The sequence below is a fragment of the Staphylococcus debuckii genome, assembly GCF_003718735.1.
GTDB classification, from domain to species: Bacteria; Bacillota; Bacilli; order Staphylococcales; family Staphylococcaceae; genus Staphylococcus; species Staphylococcus debuckii.
Window position 1 is genome coordinate 52,289 of the sequence record NZ_CP033460.1, and the last position, 15,877, is coordinate 68,165.

Annotated in this window: 15 protein-coding genes; all 15 read right to left on the reverse strand. The window is 40.5% G+C overall.

The features are described 5' to 3' along the window. Position 1: 1 nt before the first annotated feature. The 15 genes from CNQ82_RS00305 to rnmV all read right to left on the reverse strand — a co-directional run bounded on the left by CNQ82_RS00305 (position 2) and on the right by rnmV (position 15,731). On the reverse strand, positions 2-1,198 hold the full coding sequence (locus tag CNQ82_RS00305; protein WP_123143564.1) for a MazG nucleotide pyrophosphohydrolase domain-containing protein: 1,197 nt from the start codon (positions 1,196-1,198) through the stop codon (positions 2-4). Further along, the gene (locus CNQ82_RS00310; protein ID WP_123143565.1) at positions 1,198-2,733 is read right to left on the reverse strand and encodes a polysaccharide biosynthesis protein; all 1,536 of its coding nucleotides are present in this window, start codon (positions 2,731-2,733) and stop codon (positions 1,198-1,200) included. Before CNQ82_RS00310 ends, CNQ82_RS00305 begins: the two co-directional genes overlap by 1 nt. Further along, complete coding sequence (mfd, locus tag CNQ82_RS00315) at positions 2,723-6,241, reverse strand: transcription-repair coupling factor (protein WP_123143566.1); 3,519 nt, start codon at positions 6,239-6,241, stop codon at positions 2,723-2,725. Before mfd ends, CNQ82_RS00310 begins: the two co-directional genes overlap by 11 nt. Then, complete coding sequence (gene pth / locus CNQ82_RS00320; RefSeq protein ID WP_095106946.1) at positions 6,238-6,810, reverse strand: aminoacyl-tRNA hydrolase; 573 nt, start codon at positions 6,808-6,810, stop codon at positions 6,238-6,240. Before pth ends, mfd begins: the two co-directional genes overlap by 4 nt. Positions 6,811-7,273: 463 nt before the next feature. After that, positions 7,274-7,918, reverse strand: a complete 645-nt coding sequence (locus CNQ82_RS00325; protein ID WP_123143567.1) for a 50S ribosomal protein L25/general stress protein Ctc — start codon at positions 7,916-7,918, stop codon at positions 7,274-7,276. Positions 7,919-8,183: 265 nt separating this feature from the next. After that, positions 8,184-9,149, reverse strand: a complete 966-nt coding sequence (locus CNQ82_RS00330) for a ribose-phosphate diphosphokinase (protein ID WP_123143568.1) — start codon at positions 9,147-9,149, stop codon at positions 8,184-8,186. A gap of 102 nt (positions 9,150-9,251) precedes the next feature. After that, on the reverse strand, positions 9,252-10,616 hold the full coding sequence (gene glmU, locus CNQ82_RS00335) for a bifunctional UDP-N-acetylglucosamine diphosphorylase/glucosamine-1-phosphate N-acetyltransferase GlmU (protein ID WP_123143569.1): 1,365 nt from the start codon (positions 10,614-10,616) through the stop codon (positions 9,252-9,254). Positions 10,617-10,638: 22 nt separating this feature from the next. Further along, entirely contained in the window at positions 10,639-10,827 is a 189-nt protein-coding gene (locus tag CNQ82_RS00340; RefSeq protein ID WP_123143570.1) for a hypothetical protein, read from the reverse strand. Beyond that, entirely contained in the window at positions 10,811-11,134 is a 324-nt protein-coding gene (gene spoVG / locus CNQ82_RS00345) for a septation regulator SpoVG (RefSeq protein WP_123143571.1), read from the reverse strand. Before spoVG ends, CNQ82_RS00340 begins: the two co-directional genes overlap by 17 nt. A gap of 65 nt (positions 11,135-11,199) precedes the next feature. After that, on the reverse strand, positions 11,200-11,580 hold the full coding sequence (locus CNQ82_RS00350; protein WP_123143572.1) for a RidA family protein: 381 nt from the start codon (positions 11,578-11,580) through the stop codon (positions 11,200-11,202). Between the two features lie 17 nt (positions 11,581-11,597). Further along, a complete protein-coding gene (purR, locus tag CNQ82_RS00355) occupies positions 11,598-12,422 on the reverse strand; it encodes a pur operon repressor (RefSeq protein WP_095106953.1) in 825 nt (274 codons plus the stop codon). A gap of 16 nt (positions 12,423-12,438) precedes the next feature. Next, entirely contained in the window at positions 12,439-13,293 is an 855-nt protein-coding gene (gene ispE, locus CNQ82_RS00360; protein ID WP_123143573.1) for a 4-(cytidine 5'-diphospho)-2-C-methyl-D-erythritol kinase, read from the reverse strand. Between the two features lie 632 nt (positions 13,294-13,925). After that, positions 13,926-14,189 (reverse strand): biofilm formation stimulator Veg, encoded by a 264-nt coding sequence (gene veg / locus CNQ82_RS00365; RefSeq protein WP_047132184.1) that lies wholly within the window; start codon positions 14,187-14,189, stop codon positions 13,926-13,928. A 99-nt stretch (positions 14,190-14,288) separates the two neighbouring features. Further along, the gene (rsmA, locus tag CNQ82_RS00370; RefSeq protein ID WP_123143574.1) at positions 14,289-15,179 is read right to left on the reverse strand and encodes a 16S rRNA (adenine(1518)-N(6)/adenine(1519)-N(6))-dimethyltransferase RsmA; all 891 of its coding nucleotides are present in this window, start codon (positions 15,177-15,179) and stop codon (positions 14,289-14,291) included. Then, positions 15,180-15,731, reverse strand: a complete 552-nt coding sequence (gene rnmV, locus CNQ82_RS00375; protein WP_123143575.1) for a ribonuclease M5 — start codon at positions 15,729-15,731, stop codon at positions 15,180-15,182. Positions 15,732-15,877: the final 146 nt, after the last annotated feature.

Sequence of the window (15,877 nt, forward strand, 5' to 3'; positions counted from 1 at the left end):
TCTATTTTCCCTCTTTCTTTTCTAAAAAGGCTTTCAGTTCTGCCTCATTATAGTCTTTATTTTTGATATCATCATACAACGCCATAAAATGGTCTGCAAATACTTTCTCAAATTTAACGCGTTCTTGTTTGCCTTCTTTTGCTTTAGCATCTTGCCAAATCTCTTTCAAATCCTCGAGATTATCTGCTTGAGCTTCGCCAAAAATATGAGGGTGGCGTCGAATCATTTTATCATTCATACTTTCAATGACTTCGTGTACATCCATGTAGCCTTCTTTTTTGCCGATACTCGTATGCAGCATTACTTGCAGCAAGATATCGCCTAACTCCTCAATCATGTGCCAATCATCTTCATTATCTATGGCTTCGAAAAGCTCGAAAGTTTCTTCAAGCAAATAACGTTTCAAGGAAGCATGCGTTTGTTGTTTATCCCATGGACAACCTTTGTCGTCATCTACTAAAGTATCGATAACACTTTCCGCAAAGTCAAAATCACGATGCATTAAATCTGCATCTTCAATGCGCGGAATAAATACACTGGTCAAATTACTGAATAAATCATGATGATCTAACTCAAATAACGGCGTTTCAATCAATTCTGCTCCTGTGCTGCGCGCACCATCTACAATCCATACGTGATAATCGTCTGGATAACGTTCCATTAAGGTGAGTTTTAAATCGCCTGCAGTCATGGCACTATATACTTGAGTAATCAAAGTGTGCGTACGGATATTCAACTGTTCTGGTTTGAGCGCAGTACCATCCAGCAATGTAAATCCATCGTTCGGATCGACTTGTACTGCTTCAAAGACATCATCGATAAAGCTTTTGCCTCCCAGAACGCGAACCGCTACGTCGCCATGCTCTGCAGCATAGGCTGTCAACATAGCGGTTGTCGTTTCAGCAACTCTAGGGTGGCCGGGCACCGCATAGACCACATCTTCTGTTTGGGCCGCTTCAACTAACTGCGCCACAATCTCTTTATAGACTTCAGCAAATTCATCATGCGCTTCGTATACTTCATCGAAACTCAACCACTCTATCTCTACATTTTCAGTCTCGCGAAGTTCTTGTATCACTGGGTGCTCCAATGTACGTGCGTAAACTTTAGGTGCATTGATTAAAAAGCGGTACACACCTAACGGCAACTCCTCTAATCCATAGTTGCCTAAACCTGCAATAGTAATCGTATGTGTCATTATTTTCGTCCTTTCTTAAAGTGATACAATTTATCTCCGAATGGCATATGCTGCAGTTCGCGGTACGTCAGCAAGTTCAACCCTGCAATCGCCTCTATTACGACACCTACACCAGCCAATGCTGCGACTAATAATTCTAACATTCCGGTCAAGCGTCCAGCAGTCGGCAAGACCCACATGACAACTTGAACAGCACAAGTCATGCCTAGCATAGAAACCACTAGTTTCAGCACAAAGGTGCGCAGGTGGCGGAAGCGGTAAAATTGGAAAGTACGCCATTGCAACACGCCTGCAAACAAGCATAATGAACTTACGGTACTGATACTCGCTCCTATAATACCGATACGCGGAATCAAGAGTACGTTGATGATTAATTTCAACGCTGCCCCTGACGCAAAAGCAATTAAAATCAACCGCGATTGCTGGCGCACTTCTAACAATGCAATATTAATCATAATTAAGGAAACACAGATGACAGTTAACATATAAACGACTAACGTTGCTGTCAGTACATCATTTTTAAAGAATACGCGATTCATCAAAGGTAGTAAATTCATCAATCCGACACCCGCTGCCACACTGATAGTCACCGTAATCTTCAAAGAAGCATTCGCATAGCGGTTCATACGTTCAAATCGACCTTCTTGAAAGGCATTAGTTAATAACGGAATCAAGACAAAGCAAAATGTTGTAGTCACGATTAAACCGATTTGAATAAAGGAAGCGCCTCTATCATAAATACCTTTTTCAACAATAGCCTCTTTGAACGGCAGTCCATAATGCTGCAATTCGCGGATGACGCTGAAACTATCCATTAGTTGCCAAGTTGTCACAATCAGGTGCGAGGCCGCAAAAATGATAATAGCTGCTGTTAAGCGTTGCCATACTCTCCAATCGGTTTCTTTGTCACGCCAGTGCCACTGAAATTGAAATGGTCGCTGCCACATCAAGTAGAGTGCTGCGGCTAAAAAGCCGAGTGCGGATGCGAGGATGGACCACTTCCCGATTTGATAGATGGTCCAGTCGCTGATGGCAAATATAATGATCATGACGAGTATAATGCCGACACGCACGATTTGTTCTATGACTTGTGAATAGGCGGGCAATTCCATTTGTTGGCGTGATTGGTAGCTACCGCGCAATACACCGAGAATGCCGACGACTAAAAAGCTGCAGCTGGCCATTCTTATCATCGGTGTAAGATGCATGTCACCCATTATTCGTGCAATCAAGGGTGCACCAGTAAAGACGACTAAGAAAATAACGAAGCAGGCTGCTTGTATCCAAATCATGACTTGACTGATGCGTTTCGCTGTCCAATGTTCGCCGAAATTTTGTGTGACTGCGCTAGGGATAGCGTTCATGGATAAAATGGTAGCAAGGGATAGAAATGGATACACTTGCTGGTAAGCATAGAGTCCTGCGTCACCTAAGACGTTTTGGTATGGTACGCGATAAATGGCACTGAGTATTTTAACTGCAATCAGTGCAAGCGTAAGAATGACAACACCATTAAACGCTGACTTACGCTTCATCTGGGATAACCATGCTTTCTTCTAAGGCTTTCATTAAGAATTTCAAGCGGTCGAACCAAGCACCTGCACGTTTATTTTTCGCCAAGGTAATTTTCATGGCTCCGTCTTCAACGCCGACTTTCATGTCGCGTCCTAATGGCAAGGTTTGTTTAAATAAGGCTTCGCCATTGATATCTTCTGTGCCTTTTTCTGAGAGCTGCACTTCGACAGCTTTGCCGGTATCTTTAATGTGCTCTACTCCGACATTCAGTGCATGAATGCGTATTTCTACGATATCAAGCAGCCGTTCAACTTGTACTGGATATTCGTTGAAGCGATCTATCAATTCATCTTTAATATCCATCAATTGTTCGTCATTTTCAATTTGACGTAACTTTTTATAGATTTCAATTTTAGATTGTTCGTTCGGAATATATTCTGTCGGCAAGTAAGCATCAATGTTAAGGTCGATTTCAATTTCTGGTGTTGTTGTTTCTTCTTTAATACCGCGTTTTTCATTAACCGCTTCTTCCAACATTTGTGAATACAAGTCGAAGCCGACTGAGTCAATAAAGCCGTGCTGCTGTTTACCAAGTAGATTGCCGGCACCACGAATATTCAAATCGCGCATGGCAATTTTGAATCCGCTGCCGAGTTCAGTAAACTCTTTAATAGCTTGTAAGCGTTCTTCCGCTGTTTCAGACAACACTTTGTTTGTCGGATGCAAGAAGTATGCATAACCGACACGTGATGAACGACCGACACGTCCACGCAATTGATACAATTGGCTTAAGCCGAAGCGGTCCGCATCTTCAATAATTAACGTATTCGCATTCGGCACGTCGACACCCGTTTCAATAATCGTTGTCGTTACTAAGATATCGTATTCACCGTTAACAAATCCGATCATCGTATCTTCTAATTCACGTTCAGTCATACGTCCATGTGCGACGCCGATATTCGCTTCCGGCATCAACATTTGCAGCTGCTCTTTCTTCTCATAAATAGATTGAACTTTATTGTAGAGATAGAAGGCTTGGCCGCCGCGCGATAATTCTCGTTCTAGTGCTTCTTTCACAAAGTTTGAATTTTGTTCTAGGACATAAGTTTGAACTGGGAAGCGGTTTTCTGGCGGTGTTTCAATGACTGACAAGTCCCGTACACCGAGCATACTCATATGGAGTGTACGCGGAATCGGTGTTGCTGTCAGTGTCAGCACATCTACATTCGTTTTCAAGGATTTAATACGTTCTTTATGACGGACGCCGAAACGTTGCTCTTCATCGACAACGAGTAAGCCCAAGTCTTTATATTTCACGTCTTTAGCTAAGAGTTTATGTGTACCCACGACGATATCTACTGTGCCATCTTTCAACCCTTGCTTAGTTTCTTTGACTTCTTTTGGCGTTCGGAAGCGGCTCATCAATTGAATATTTACCGGGAAATCCTGCATACGTTCAATCAACGTTTCATAGTGCTGCTGCGCTAAGATAGTTGTCGGAACTAAGAAAGCCACTTGTTTACCTTCCATTACTGCTTTAAAGGCCGCACGAAGCGCTACTTCTGTCTTGCCGTAACCTACATCACCGCACAACAAGCGGTCCATTGGTCGTTCTTTTTCCATATCATCTTTGATTTCCACAATCGATTTGCTTTGGTCTGCAGTTAAATCGTAAGGGAAATCCATTTCAAATTCATGTTGCTGTTCCGAATCAGCGCCATATTTATACCCTTGTGCCAATTCACGTTCACGATAAAGTTCGATCAATTCATCAGCAATATCTTCGACACTTTGTTGTACTTTAGCTTTCGTTTTCTTCCACTCAGTACCGCCGAGTTTATTGAGTCTTGGTGTCTTATCTTCAGAAGCCACATACTTCTGCACTTGATCCATTTGATCGACCGGTACAAAGAGCTGATCCGTACCTTTATATTGAATTTTAATATAGTCACGGTGGACATCGCCGACTTCCAGCGTTTCCACACCTAAATAACGTCCAACACCATGATGGACATGTACGACATAGTCCCCAATTTTCAAGTCTTGATAAGATTTGATACGTTCGGCATTGGTCATTGTCGGCGTACGTTTCTTAGCCTTCTTCTGCTTAGATTTAAACAATTCGCGCTCTGTGACCACCGCCAGCTGCATGTAAGGCAACTCGAAACCTTCAGAAAGACTGCCTTCCGTAACCACTACATGGCCGCCTTCGATATGTTCTCCTGCAGCGCCTTCCACTACTGGAATATGCATCTCGCTCATCATAGACTTCACACGGTCTTTTTTCGTTTCCGTTTCTACCAAGACCACGACCGTATAGCCATTATTGACATAACGCTGAAATTCCGAACGCATAATATCATACTGACCATAAAACTGCTGCACAGGTTTGCTGGAGAATTTAACGATATGGTTCAATTTGACAGGCATACTTGCTGTGAAAAGAGTGAAATAAGTGATTTGTCTAGAATTAATGAGTTCCTCAAACGCTTTGTCATTCATGAACTGTTGGCCGATAAAGCCTTTCCCGCTTTCAATCAACTGAGTCATAAAGTCATTGACTTCAGTTGTCAACGTTTCTTCAGTATCTTTTACGCGATTATATTCGTCTACCGCAATAATAGCGTTGTTGCTGATATAGTCGACAAGTGTAGCAGGTTGTTCATACATAAACGCCACCAAGCGACGAATGACTTGGTGATCGATGAAATCACTGTCGAATTGCAAGAAACTTTCATATGTGTCTTTAATATCATTGCGCACAGACTTATCTATTTTAGGACGTGTCTGTTCATACGCTTCTTTTAATTGTACTTTGATACGTTTAAGCACATCATCTGTAATTATATAATCACTAGCTGATGTAATCGCTACTGTATCTTGATTCTCTTCAGAGCGTTGTGATTCGATATCAAATTGCCGGATAGAATCTACTTCTGTATCAAAAAGTTCGATACGCACTGGGTTGCCGATGAGCGGATAAATATCAATAATACCACCACGTAATGAGAACTCACCGATATGTGAGACGGCGGTTTCTCGACGATACCCCATATCGACTAATTTATTAAGAAAGTCATCAACGTCGATATCGTCTCCTACTGATAGTTTCACTTGGTGTGATTGCCAAATATCGACAGGCGTTTGTAATTTTTTCAAACCGTTTAACGGTATGATAAAGAACCCTCGCTGTCCTTCTGCTAAGCCAGTAAGGGTGCGTACACGTTCACTCATCAATTGCGGACTTTGAGTAGAGAATTCCTCAGTCATGATGTCTTGAAGCGGATACTTATAAATTTCATCGTCATTCACGTAGTGTTGAATGTCAGCTTCCAACTTGTCTGCTTGATACAAGTTGTTAGTTATGACTACCATCGGGCGATTAGAAGATAAATACTTTTCAGCCATCATAGTAGCTTTGGCTGCACCTGAAAGTCCTGTTACCAACACATTCTCTTGGCCGAATACGTCACTCAGTTCTTCATATCTTTTATCTTTATTTATATAATCTGTAATTATTGATTTCACGAGACCTCACCATTATATTCATTCATCACATGATCAAATCGAGAACTAGAAATATAATCTTCGACAGCATGTGCAGAATGTTCTATTACTTTGTTCATAGTTTCCATTTCTTGTTTCGAAAATTTTTGTAATACATAATCAGGAACAGACATTCCATTGGTTGGTCGGCCGATGCCGATACGGATACGTTTAAAGTTATCTGTACCCAAATGTTGAATAATTGATTTCATACCGTTATGTCCGCCGGCGCTTCCTTTTTGGCGCAAACGCACTTGGCCTTGCGGTAAATCTAAGTCATCATAAAGTACTAATAAATCTTCGGGGTCAACATTATAATAATCCATTAACGGTCCGACTGCTTCTCCTGACAAATTCATCATCGTCATAGGTTCGATTAAGAGTACTTTTTCTCCGCCTAATCTTTCGATGGTATAAGCGCCGCGGAATTTTTGTTTATCTAATTTAAATTGATTGGAATCTAATACATAATCTATAACTTCAAAGCCGATGTTATGCTTTGTTTGTTCAAATCGTTTACCAATATTGCCTAATCCGACAATACATTTCATGCTTATTTCCTCCATCTCTCGAAATATAGTCGCTTTAATGACCTTGATGCTGCGTCGTATGATTGAGACATCGAGATCTATGTAATATAGTTTCACACCCTATCTTAACACAAAAACCTCTCAGCTTAACGAGTTAAGCATAAGAGGTTCAATATGAGAGATATACCAGGGGAACGCTCATATCTCCATGATATTATACTCTGTGAATATTATTTTGACAGATTCAAGTTCAGTATTATATCTAAGATGTATTTTGTATGCAAAACAATGCTTCACAAGAATATTATATTGCATTTTTTGTTCACTTTCATTTGCTAAAAAATACAATTTTGCGTCATTGTTAGCGTTTCCATCTCATATTTTTGGCTTTTTTGTAATAAGAAACTGGATTTTTCGTAAAAAAATGACCGAGACATTAATTTGTCTCAGCCATCTTCTTTAGTAAAGAATGCAATCGAATAGATTATTCGTCTTCTTTTTTGTCGTCTCCAACTACTTCTGGTTCTGGAGTATCAGCGTCGCCTGATTCAACTTCTTCGATTTCTGCTTCGCTTGGTCCTTGTGTTGGAGGTGTTACAGTAACAACTGTAGATTCTGGGTCGTTTTCAATTTTGAAGTCGCCAGTAATGTTTAAATCTTCAACAGCTAAGCTGTCGCCGATTTCTAAGCCAGAAATTTCTGCTTCAAGATATTCTGGGATATTTTCTGGAGTTGCTGTAACTTCAAGGTTGAATAATGGTTGGTCAACAACGCCGCCTTCTTTAGCGCCTACTGCTTCACCAACTAAGTGTACAGGTACTTCAACAGTACGTTCTTCAGTCATGTTGATAGCTAAGAAGTCAATGTGAGTGATTTGGTTTTTAAGTGGATCGAATTGGTAGTCTGCAACCATTACTTTAATAGTTTTAGAACCTACGCCTAAGTCGATAACACCGTTACGTCCAACTTCACGGATAACTTTGATGAATTCTACTTCATCAACTTTAACTGATACGTTTTTTTGACCGTAACCATACATTACTGCTGGTACTTTACCTGAGTTTCTGATTGCTGTTAAATCAGAACGTCTTTGTTTACCTTGACGGATAATAGACTTTAATGAAGCCATTTCCTTTTTCCACCTTTCGTATTTGAGATTTAATAGCGTCGCTTGTTATAAGCATCAATTTATAAATCTCTCCGCACTTGCCCATCGATATGCTATCGCTTGCAAGTGTTTAATAGGTTCGCGTAATTAAAGTCGCGAACGGAGTTATTATACACATTTTTTCAAATTACGTCAACTACGTAAAAATACTTCAGGAGAAAAAGGTTTGAAAAATCGGCTCATCAAAAAACTGCCGCCCAACTGAGCGACAGCTTTGTTTAAAATATTAGTCGAATAATACGCTGACAGATTCTCTTTCATAAACACGTACAATAGCTTGTGCTAACAATCCTGCAACTGATAATTCAGTTGTATTTTCAGGTTTGCGATCATCATCTAAACGGATTGAATTTGTAACAATCAATTCTTTGATTGCTGAATTTTCGATACGGTCTTTAGCTGGACCAGAAAGTACAGGGTGCGTACAACATGCATAAACTTCTTTCGCTCCTTTATCTTTCAAGGCTTGTGCTGCTAAAGTAATCGTACCTGCTGTATCGATAATATCATCAATAATAATTGCAGTACGTCCGTCGATATCACCGACAATATTCATGACTTCGGCAACATTCGGTTTCGGACGGCGTTTATCGATAATTGCGATAGGTGTTTTTAAAATGTCTGCTAATTTACGAGCGCGTGTTACACCACCATGGTCAGGTGATACTACAACTGTTTCTTCAGGGTTGATATCTGGGTTTTGTTTGAAATATTCAGCTAAAATCGGCACACCCATCAAGTGGTCAATTGGAATATCAAAGAAACCTTGAATTTGTGGTGCGTGAAGATCTAAAGCGATCATACGGTCAGCACCTGCTACTTGAATCAAGTTAGCTACTAATTTAGCAGTAATCGGTTCACGGCTGCGGGCTTTTCTGTCTTGACGTGCATAACCATAATAAGGAACCACAATGTTAATTGTAGCCGCTGAAGCACGTTTACATGCATCAATCATGATAAGTAATTCCATTAAATGTACGTTAACTGGATAAGATGTAGGTTGGATAATAAATACATCACAACCACGGATACTTTCTTCAATGTTGATTTGAATTTCGCCGTCACTGAAACGTTTTACTGAACACTTCCCTAATTCAATACCGACATTATCAGCTACTTCACGTGCAAGCGGCTCATTTCCTTTCAACGAGAAAATCTTTAAAGATGAATTTTTATATTCATTAGCTAACATTTATAGTCCTCCATTTATTTGCATTCATGCGTTGTTCAAGTCGAACTGTTACATTACATCCTATTTAATTTTACTGAATTGATACGCTGACTTCAATACTTGCTACTCTTTATTTTTATTTAAATAACCAGGTTTCGTTGTTTGTCTAGAACGGGCTAAGGCTAAACTGTCATTCGGCACATTGTCTGTAATCGTTGAGCCTGCTGCAATCAGTACGTCATCACCAAGTGTCACAGGGGCTACTAAGTTAGTATTGCAGCCGATAAATGAGTCTTTTCCGATAATCGTTTTGAATTTATTTTTACCATCGTAGTTGACTGTAATGGAGCCGCAGCCGATATTTGTGCGTTCTCCGATTTCTGCATCTCCGATATAGCTGAGATGTGAAACTTTAGCGCCATCTTTAATATCTGCTTTCTTCACTTCCACAAAGTTGCCGACTTTCACTTCGTTGCCTAAATGTGCATTCGGTCTTAATTGTGCAAATGGACCGACTGTTGTATCATCACCGACTGTCGCATCATTTACGACAGATTGTTTAACTGTAGTGCGATTGCCAATCGTACTATTATTGATATCCGAGTATTGGCCGATGACTGTATCTTCTCCGATATGTGTACCTTGTCCAATATGTACCCCTGGTTCGATAACAGTATCCATCCCTATTATAACATCTGAAGCGATATAAGTAGATGCCGGATCAATGATAGTAACGCCATTGCGCATATGATATTCATTGATACGTTCGCGCATTGCTTGCGCTGCTTTGCTTAAAGCCACTCTATCATTCACACCCATAATTTCTTCAAAGTCATCTGTATGGTAAACTTCAGCTTTGCCGCCTTCAGCTAATATCAAAGTTAAAACTTCTGGCAAATAATATTCACCTTGTGCATTGTCATTTTTCACTGCATCTAACAAACGGAATAAAGTTTGATTGTCGAATGCAAAGATTCCTGAACTGGTTTCATCAATTTGCTGTTCTGCTGCTGTAGCATCTTTCTGTTCTACAATTTTAGATAAATGTCCTTCAGCGTCTCTGACAATTCTGCCATATCCAAATGGATTAGGCGCTGTAGCTGACAATACTGTCGCCTCTGCGTCGCTTTCTTCGTGATGCTTTACTAAAGCATTCAAGGTATCTGCTGTGATTAACGGTGTGTCACCGCATACTACTAACGTTGTGCCTTCTTTATCTTTCAATTCTTCAGCTGCCATTTTCACTGCATGTGCTGTGCCTAATTGTTCCTCTTGGAAACCATAAGCTGAACGTTCTCCTAATGTTTCTTTCACACTTTCTGCACCATGGCCGACTATCGTTACAATCTGATCTGTACCTGATTGTGCGACGCTGTCTACCACATGTTCAATCATCGCTTTATCTGCTACTTTGTGCAGCACTTTGTACAATTTCGATTTCATTCTTGTGCCTTTTCCAGCTGCTAATACCACCGCGTATCTCTGCATGACTGCTAACCCTCCAATAATTTTACACTTCTATATTATTATAATTTAACGTGGCTTGTACTTTCAAGACTGAGCCAGAAAGCAATTTTAATGGTTGCCTGCTCTCCAAAGCTTTCTTTTTTAAAAAAAGAATTAAGACAAAAAGGCTCCCGATCCTTTGACCGAGAGCCTCTTCATTTCGTGTATCAATATTATTAAGCTTCTTCTTCACTACTGTCGTCTTCAGAATCTGTTGACGGTTGTGCATTCTTATCCGGAATGACTTCATCAGTTTCTTCGTATACTTTAATCACTGCATCTTGAATTTCTTGTCTCATGTCTGAATTAATTGGATGCGCGATGTCACGGAATTCACCATCTGGTGTGCGTTTACTTGGCATTGCGACGAATAGACCTGAGTTGCCTTCAATTACTCGCAAATCATGGACTACGAATGCATCGTCAAGTGTAATAGACACAAGCGCTTTCATTCTTCCATCTGTTTGTATTTTTCTAAGTCTTACATCTGTCACTTTCATGTAGTGAGCCCCCCTAGTATCTCTCTCTTTTGTCTTTTTAGAAGCTTACAATATTTAATTAAAAATTATTTTCCTTTTATTTGAGCGATTGCTTCTATTTCAATTTTAACGTCTTTCGGCAAACGTGCCACTTCTACGCAGCTTCTCGCTGGTCTGTGTGCATTGAAAAATTGACCGTAGACTTCATTGATATATTGGAAATCATCCATATCTGCAATGAAAATTGTTGTTTTCACTACTGAATCGAAGTCAGCACCTGCTGCTTCTAAAACGTGGCCTATATTATTAAGCACTTGTTTTGTTTGCACTGCTATTTCATTGCTGACTAACTCGCCGAATTCGTTTAATGGAATTTGACCAGAAGTATAAACTAAATCGCCGATAACAACAGCTTGTGAATAAGGTCCTAATGCTTCTGGTGCTTTATTAGTGTGAATTGTGTTCATGTTGTTTATTCGCTCCTTTATGAGAATTTAGATAATACGTTGCCTTGCTCAACTTTGAAATCTTGATTGTATTCATCTACGTCAGAAAGTCTGACCAAGGAAGTATAATCTTCAATCAATCTTTGTTTAACTTCTTTAGATTCTACAAGTACTGATACCCCCTTGACATGCGCTTTAAACTCATTCATCAGATTCATCACACCGTTGATTGAACCACCGGCACGCATGAAATCATCGACGATTAATACATTTGAGTTTTCTTGCAGCGTACGTTTCGAAAGCACCATCGTTTCAATCTTGCGTGAGGAACCTGAAACGTAGTTGATCGATACTGTAGAACCTTCTGTTACTTTATTATCCTTACGAATAACCACTACAGGTAAATTTAATATATTTGCCACTGAATTAGCAAGAGATATACCTTTAGTCGCAATCGTTACGATTGCATCTAACTCCTCATCCATGTAAATTGTGGCTATCAAACGGCCGACTTTATTCAATAATTCCGGATTACCCATGAGATCAGATAAGAAAAGATAGCCTCCTGGCAGCAAGCGTTCTTTTTCTTGCAGCAGTCCGATCACCTCATTGATAACGGCTTCCGCTTCTTCCTTACTCATTGTCGGACGGTATGTCACGCCTCCGCTAGCTCCAGCAGTGGTAATAACTGTCCCAAGTTTCTCTTTTTGCAAGGTTTCGCGAACAATATGAATATCTTCGCTGATTGAAGATTTTGCTTGCTTAAATTTTTTCACGAAGTGTGTTAAAGGTATCAACTTATTAGGGTGGCTCATCAAGTAATGAGTCATATACACAATTCGCTCGCTTCGTTTGTAACGCACAAGAATCCTTCCTTTCTTATCCTAGTAATCTGACTAAATAAACCTCATTGCAGCATCCGTGCACTGCATTATATATATTCTGCGCTTGTTTATAGTGTTTGGCTAAGCTGTAGACGGTCGGACCGCTGCCGCTCATCAAGGCTGCATCTGCTCCGTTGTTCAGCATATTTTGTTTCAACTTGCGGATGTTCGGATGCATATCCATCGAAATCGATTCTAAACAATTTGAGAGCGTAGCACAAATCGTTTCATAATCACTTGTTTCAATCGCCTCGATACATCTTTGCGTATTGTCTTGCTGATTGCATAATTCTCCGACTTGCAGTTCCTGAAAAACGCATGCTGTAGAAATACCGACATTCGGTTTAGCGATGACTACCCACGCTTTAGGCGGCTTCTTTAAGAGCTGCACCTTCTCTCCATGGCCTGTGCAGAGCGCTGTCTTGCTGTAGATGCAAAAAGGAACATCTGAACCGACCTGTGCCCCTAATTCACTTAATTCATCCAGACTGAGGTGCAGATTAAATAAGCGATTCATTGCACGCATTGTCGCAGCGGCATCTGCTGAACCTCCACCAAGTCCCGCAGACACAGGAATTTCTTTTTCTAAAGTAATGGTCACGCCTTCTTGAATATCATAAGTCTGCTGCATCAATAATGCTGCCTGGGACGCCAAGTTCTTAGCATTTTCTGGCACGAAATTATAATCCACTTGCACCACTACACGCTGATCTTGCCGCTTCTCGACGGTAACACGATCATTCAAATCCACTGTGGTCATTACCATCTCAACTTCATGAAACGCATCATCTCGCTTGTAAAGCACATCTAATGTGAGATTAATTTTAGCTGGTGCCTTTTCGTATATCATATTACCGCCCTCCTTTATGTAAAAATCATTTGAGATTGGAATATCTGTGCAGAACGGTTGTCTCTCTTGAGAATCAATTCTTTGCACAGAAAACGATGTGCAAAATATGCATTATCGCTATTATAACACGAACATTGAATGTATTCATAATGGTTAATGTTGCACTATTGAAGAAAATTTGAATGATTTGCCAGGATGGCGGAAGTGAAGCGGGGGAGGTGTTGGCGGAGTGGAGAAGCGAGTGTATGTATAGGGGGGATTGATGGGCAAGGGCGGCGATTAAAGGCGAGAAATGGCGGTGCCGCGAGTTTTATTCCCTAACTGTATAGGCGCAGCGACTCTGCCTCGACACTTTCGACCCTATCTGTATAAGCGTGAGGTGCGTGTCTCGACACTTTGTCCTCCAACTGTATAAGCGACCGGACCAAGCCTCGACACTTTCGCCTCCAACTGTATAAGCGACCGGACCGAGCCTAGACACTTTCTCACACAATTTGCATAACCGACGCCGAACCACCATCCGTACTTCCCTTCTCTCCAAAAATCCGCAACAAAAAAGGAACCCTGCCCACAGGATTCCTTTTTTCAACGAAGCAATAACTGCTTCCAATATTCATTTCAATCTAATCTGACTAGTGTGCAACTGCTTCATGGTGATTATCGTCTACAAAAGAAACTTGTACGTTCTCAGTTAACACATCTGTGTATGTATAGGATACACGTTCAAAGTTGTGTTTGTCTTGGTCTAATTCGACAATGAAAACTGCGGGATAAGTTTCAGCTAAAACTCCGCAACGTTCGATTGTTTTTTTACGACCACCATTTGCTTTAAGTACAATACGGTTTCCTAAATGACCATCAAGTGCATTTTTGATGTCCCAAATTGATTTTGGCATATTGCTCCACCTCGCTACAAATTGTATTATAACACGTTTGCAGCGATTAAGTCAAATAAAATTTAAATTTTAACAATGTAAAAGCGCCATGTCAATATTTTAAAATTCTAATTCCGGGAATTTTTTCAAGTTATTGAACAAATTCGCAAATTCTTTGATAGATAACGTTTCACCGCGGCGTCTCGGATCAATACCGCCGTCTTCTAACCAGTCTTTGATTAAATCTTTTTTCTTTTTCCCATCAAAAAATAAACTTTGATAGTTGTTCGCAATAGTTTTACGACGTTGACTGAAAGCAGCTTTCGTCATCTTGAAGAAGCGGTCTTCGTCATCCACCGCTACTATCGGCTCCGAACGTTTCATCAATTTTACTACAATCGAATCTACATTCGGCGGCGGCATAAAGACAGTTTTCGGCACCGTCAGCACTTTCGATGTTTCTGTATAATACTGTGCAACAATCGATAAAGAACCATAAGCTTTAGTTCCGATTTCAGCATTCAACCGCTCTCCGACTTCTTTTTGCATCATGACCACATAGCCGTCAATCGGCAGCGTCTTCGACATAAGATTCAATAAAATCGGTGTTGTAATATAATATGGAAGATTTGCCACCACCATAATTTTGTCGCAGTCAGACAAATGCGTTTGGACAGCTTCTACGACATCAGCTTTCAAAATATCTTCATTAATAACTGTTACATTGTCATAATCCGACAATGTATCTTCCAATACCGGAATAAGACGTTGGTCAATTTCAAACGCGACCACCTTCTTCGCCTGCTTCGACAACTGTTCCGTCAACGAACCCATACCAGGGCCTACTTCAATAATGCCTGTCTTTTCATCAATATCGCTTGCGTCAATTATCTTTTGAATGATGTTCACATCAATTAAGAAATTCTGTCCCAGACTTTTTTTGAAATCAAATTGATATTTGTCCAGCAAAGCTCTCGTACGCGTCGGTGTTGCTATATCTTTCTTCTTCACTTAACCTTCACTTCCTTCATCTTCATTTAATGCAGCACGCACATCTGCCTCTGTATAACCGAAAGCATTCAACTTCTTGAGCAATTGTTTGCCGTTAGAATGCCCGATATGTAACTTGCGTCCCAATACCTCGCGTTTATGACGCGCATCAGGCCCGACAATCAAACCTAAATCAATCAAAACATCCTTGCTGATTGACTCCATACCTTCTTCAAAAGGAGAAGACACATGCATGAGCGCTTCCCTGATATCTTCAAACGCCGCATGCTCTACCCCGATTTTGCCACGCTTATTTTTAGCTTTCTCACGGTCAATATACGCATGCTTCACACCCGCCACATGTTCGCGAATTGTATTTCGGATTTTGTCACCCGGGAAATCCGGATCGGTCAGCACAATCACACCCCGCGTTGCCTGCGCATTACGGATAACCTCTAACGTTTCTTGATTAATCGCACTGCCATTCGTCTCAATCGTGTCACACTCCACCGCACGTTGCACACGCTCCGTATCATCTCGGCCTTCCACCACGATAAATTCATTGATTTTCATATTCTCGTCACCTTTCACAGTGTTAACTTTAATACTATACCATATCTTCTTTCTTGAAAAATAAAACCTTGGAAAGTTGGAGGACACTTTTTATGACACTTAGCCTTGCGATATTTACTAATAAGCATTGTTGTTATTAAGGTATT

What these genes read in the sequence shown, in the direction of transcription:
- veg (WP_047132184.1), bottom strand. Translation starts at nt 14,189, where the DNA reads ATGCCAAAATCAATTTGGGACATCAAAAATGCACTTGATGGTCATTTA.
- CNQ82_RS00330 (WP_123143568.1), bottom strand. Translation starts at nt 9,149, where the DNA reads ATGTTAGCTAATGAATATAAAAATTCATCTTTAAAGATTTTCTCGTTG.
- CNQ82_RS00305 (WP_123143564.1), bottom strand. Translation starts at nt 1,198, where the DNA reads ATGACACATACGATTACTATTGCAGGTTTAGGCAACTATGGATTAGAG.
- CNQ82_RS00350 (WP_123143572.1), bottom strand. Translation starts at nt 11,580, where the DNA reads ATGAACACAATTCACACTAATAAAGCACCAGAAGCATTAGGACCTTAT.
- glmU (WP_123143569.1), bottom strand. Translation starts at nt 10,616, where the DNA reads ATGCAGAGATACGCGGTGGTATTAGCAGCTGGAAAAGGCACAAGAATG.
- rnmV (WP_123143575.1), bottom strand. Translation starts at nt 15,731, where the DNA reads ATGAAAATCAATGAATTTATCGTGGTGGAAGGCCGAGATGATACGGAG.
- CNQ82_RS00310 (WP_123143565.1), bottom strand. Translation starts at nt 2,733, where the DNA reads ATGAAGCGTAAGTCAGCGTTTAATGGTGTTGTCATTCTTACGCTTGCA.
- spoVG (WP_123143571.1), bottom strand. Translation starts at nt 11,134, where the DNA reads ATGAAAGTGACAGATGTAAGACTTAGAAAAATACAAACAGATGGAAGA.
- pth (WP_095106946.1), bottom strand. Translation starts at nt 6,810, where the DNA reads ATGAAATGTATTGTCGGATTAGGCAATATTGGTAAACGATTTGAACAA.
- CNQ82_RS00325 (WP_123143567.1), bottom strand. Translation starts at nt 7,918, where the DNA reads ATGGCTTCATTAAAGTCTATTATCCGTCAAGGTAAACAAAGACGTTCT.
- ispE (WP_123143573.1), bottom strand. Translation starts at nt 13,293, where the DNA reads ATGATATACGAAAAGGCACCAGCTAAAATTAATCTCACATTAGATGTG.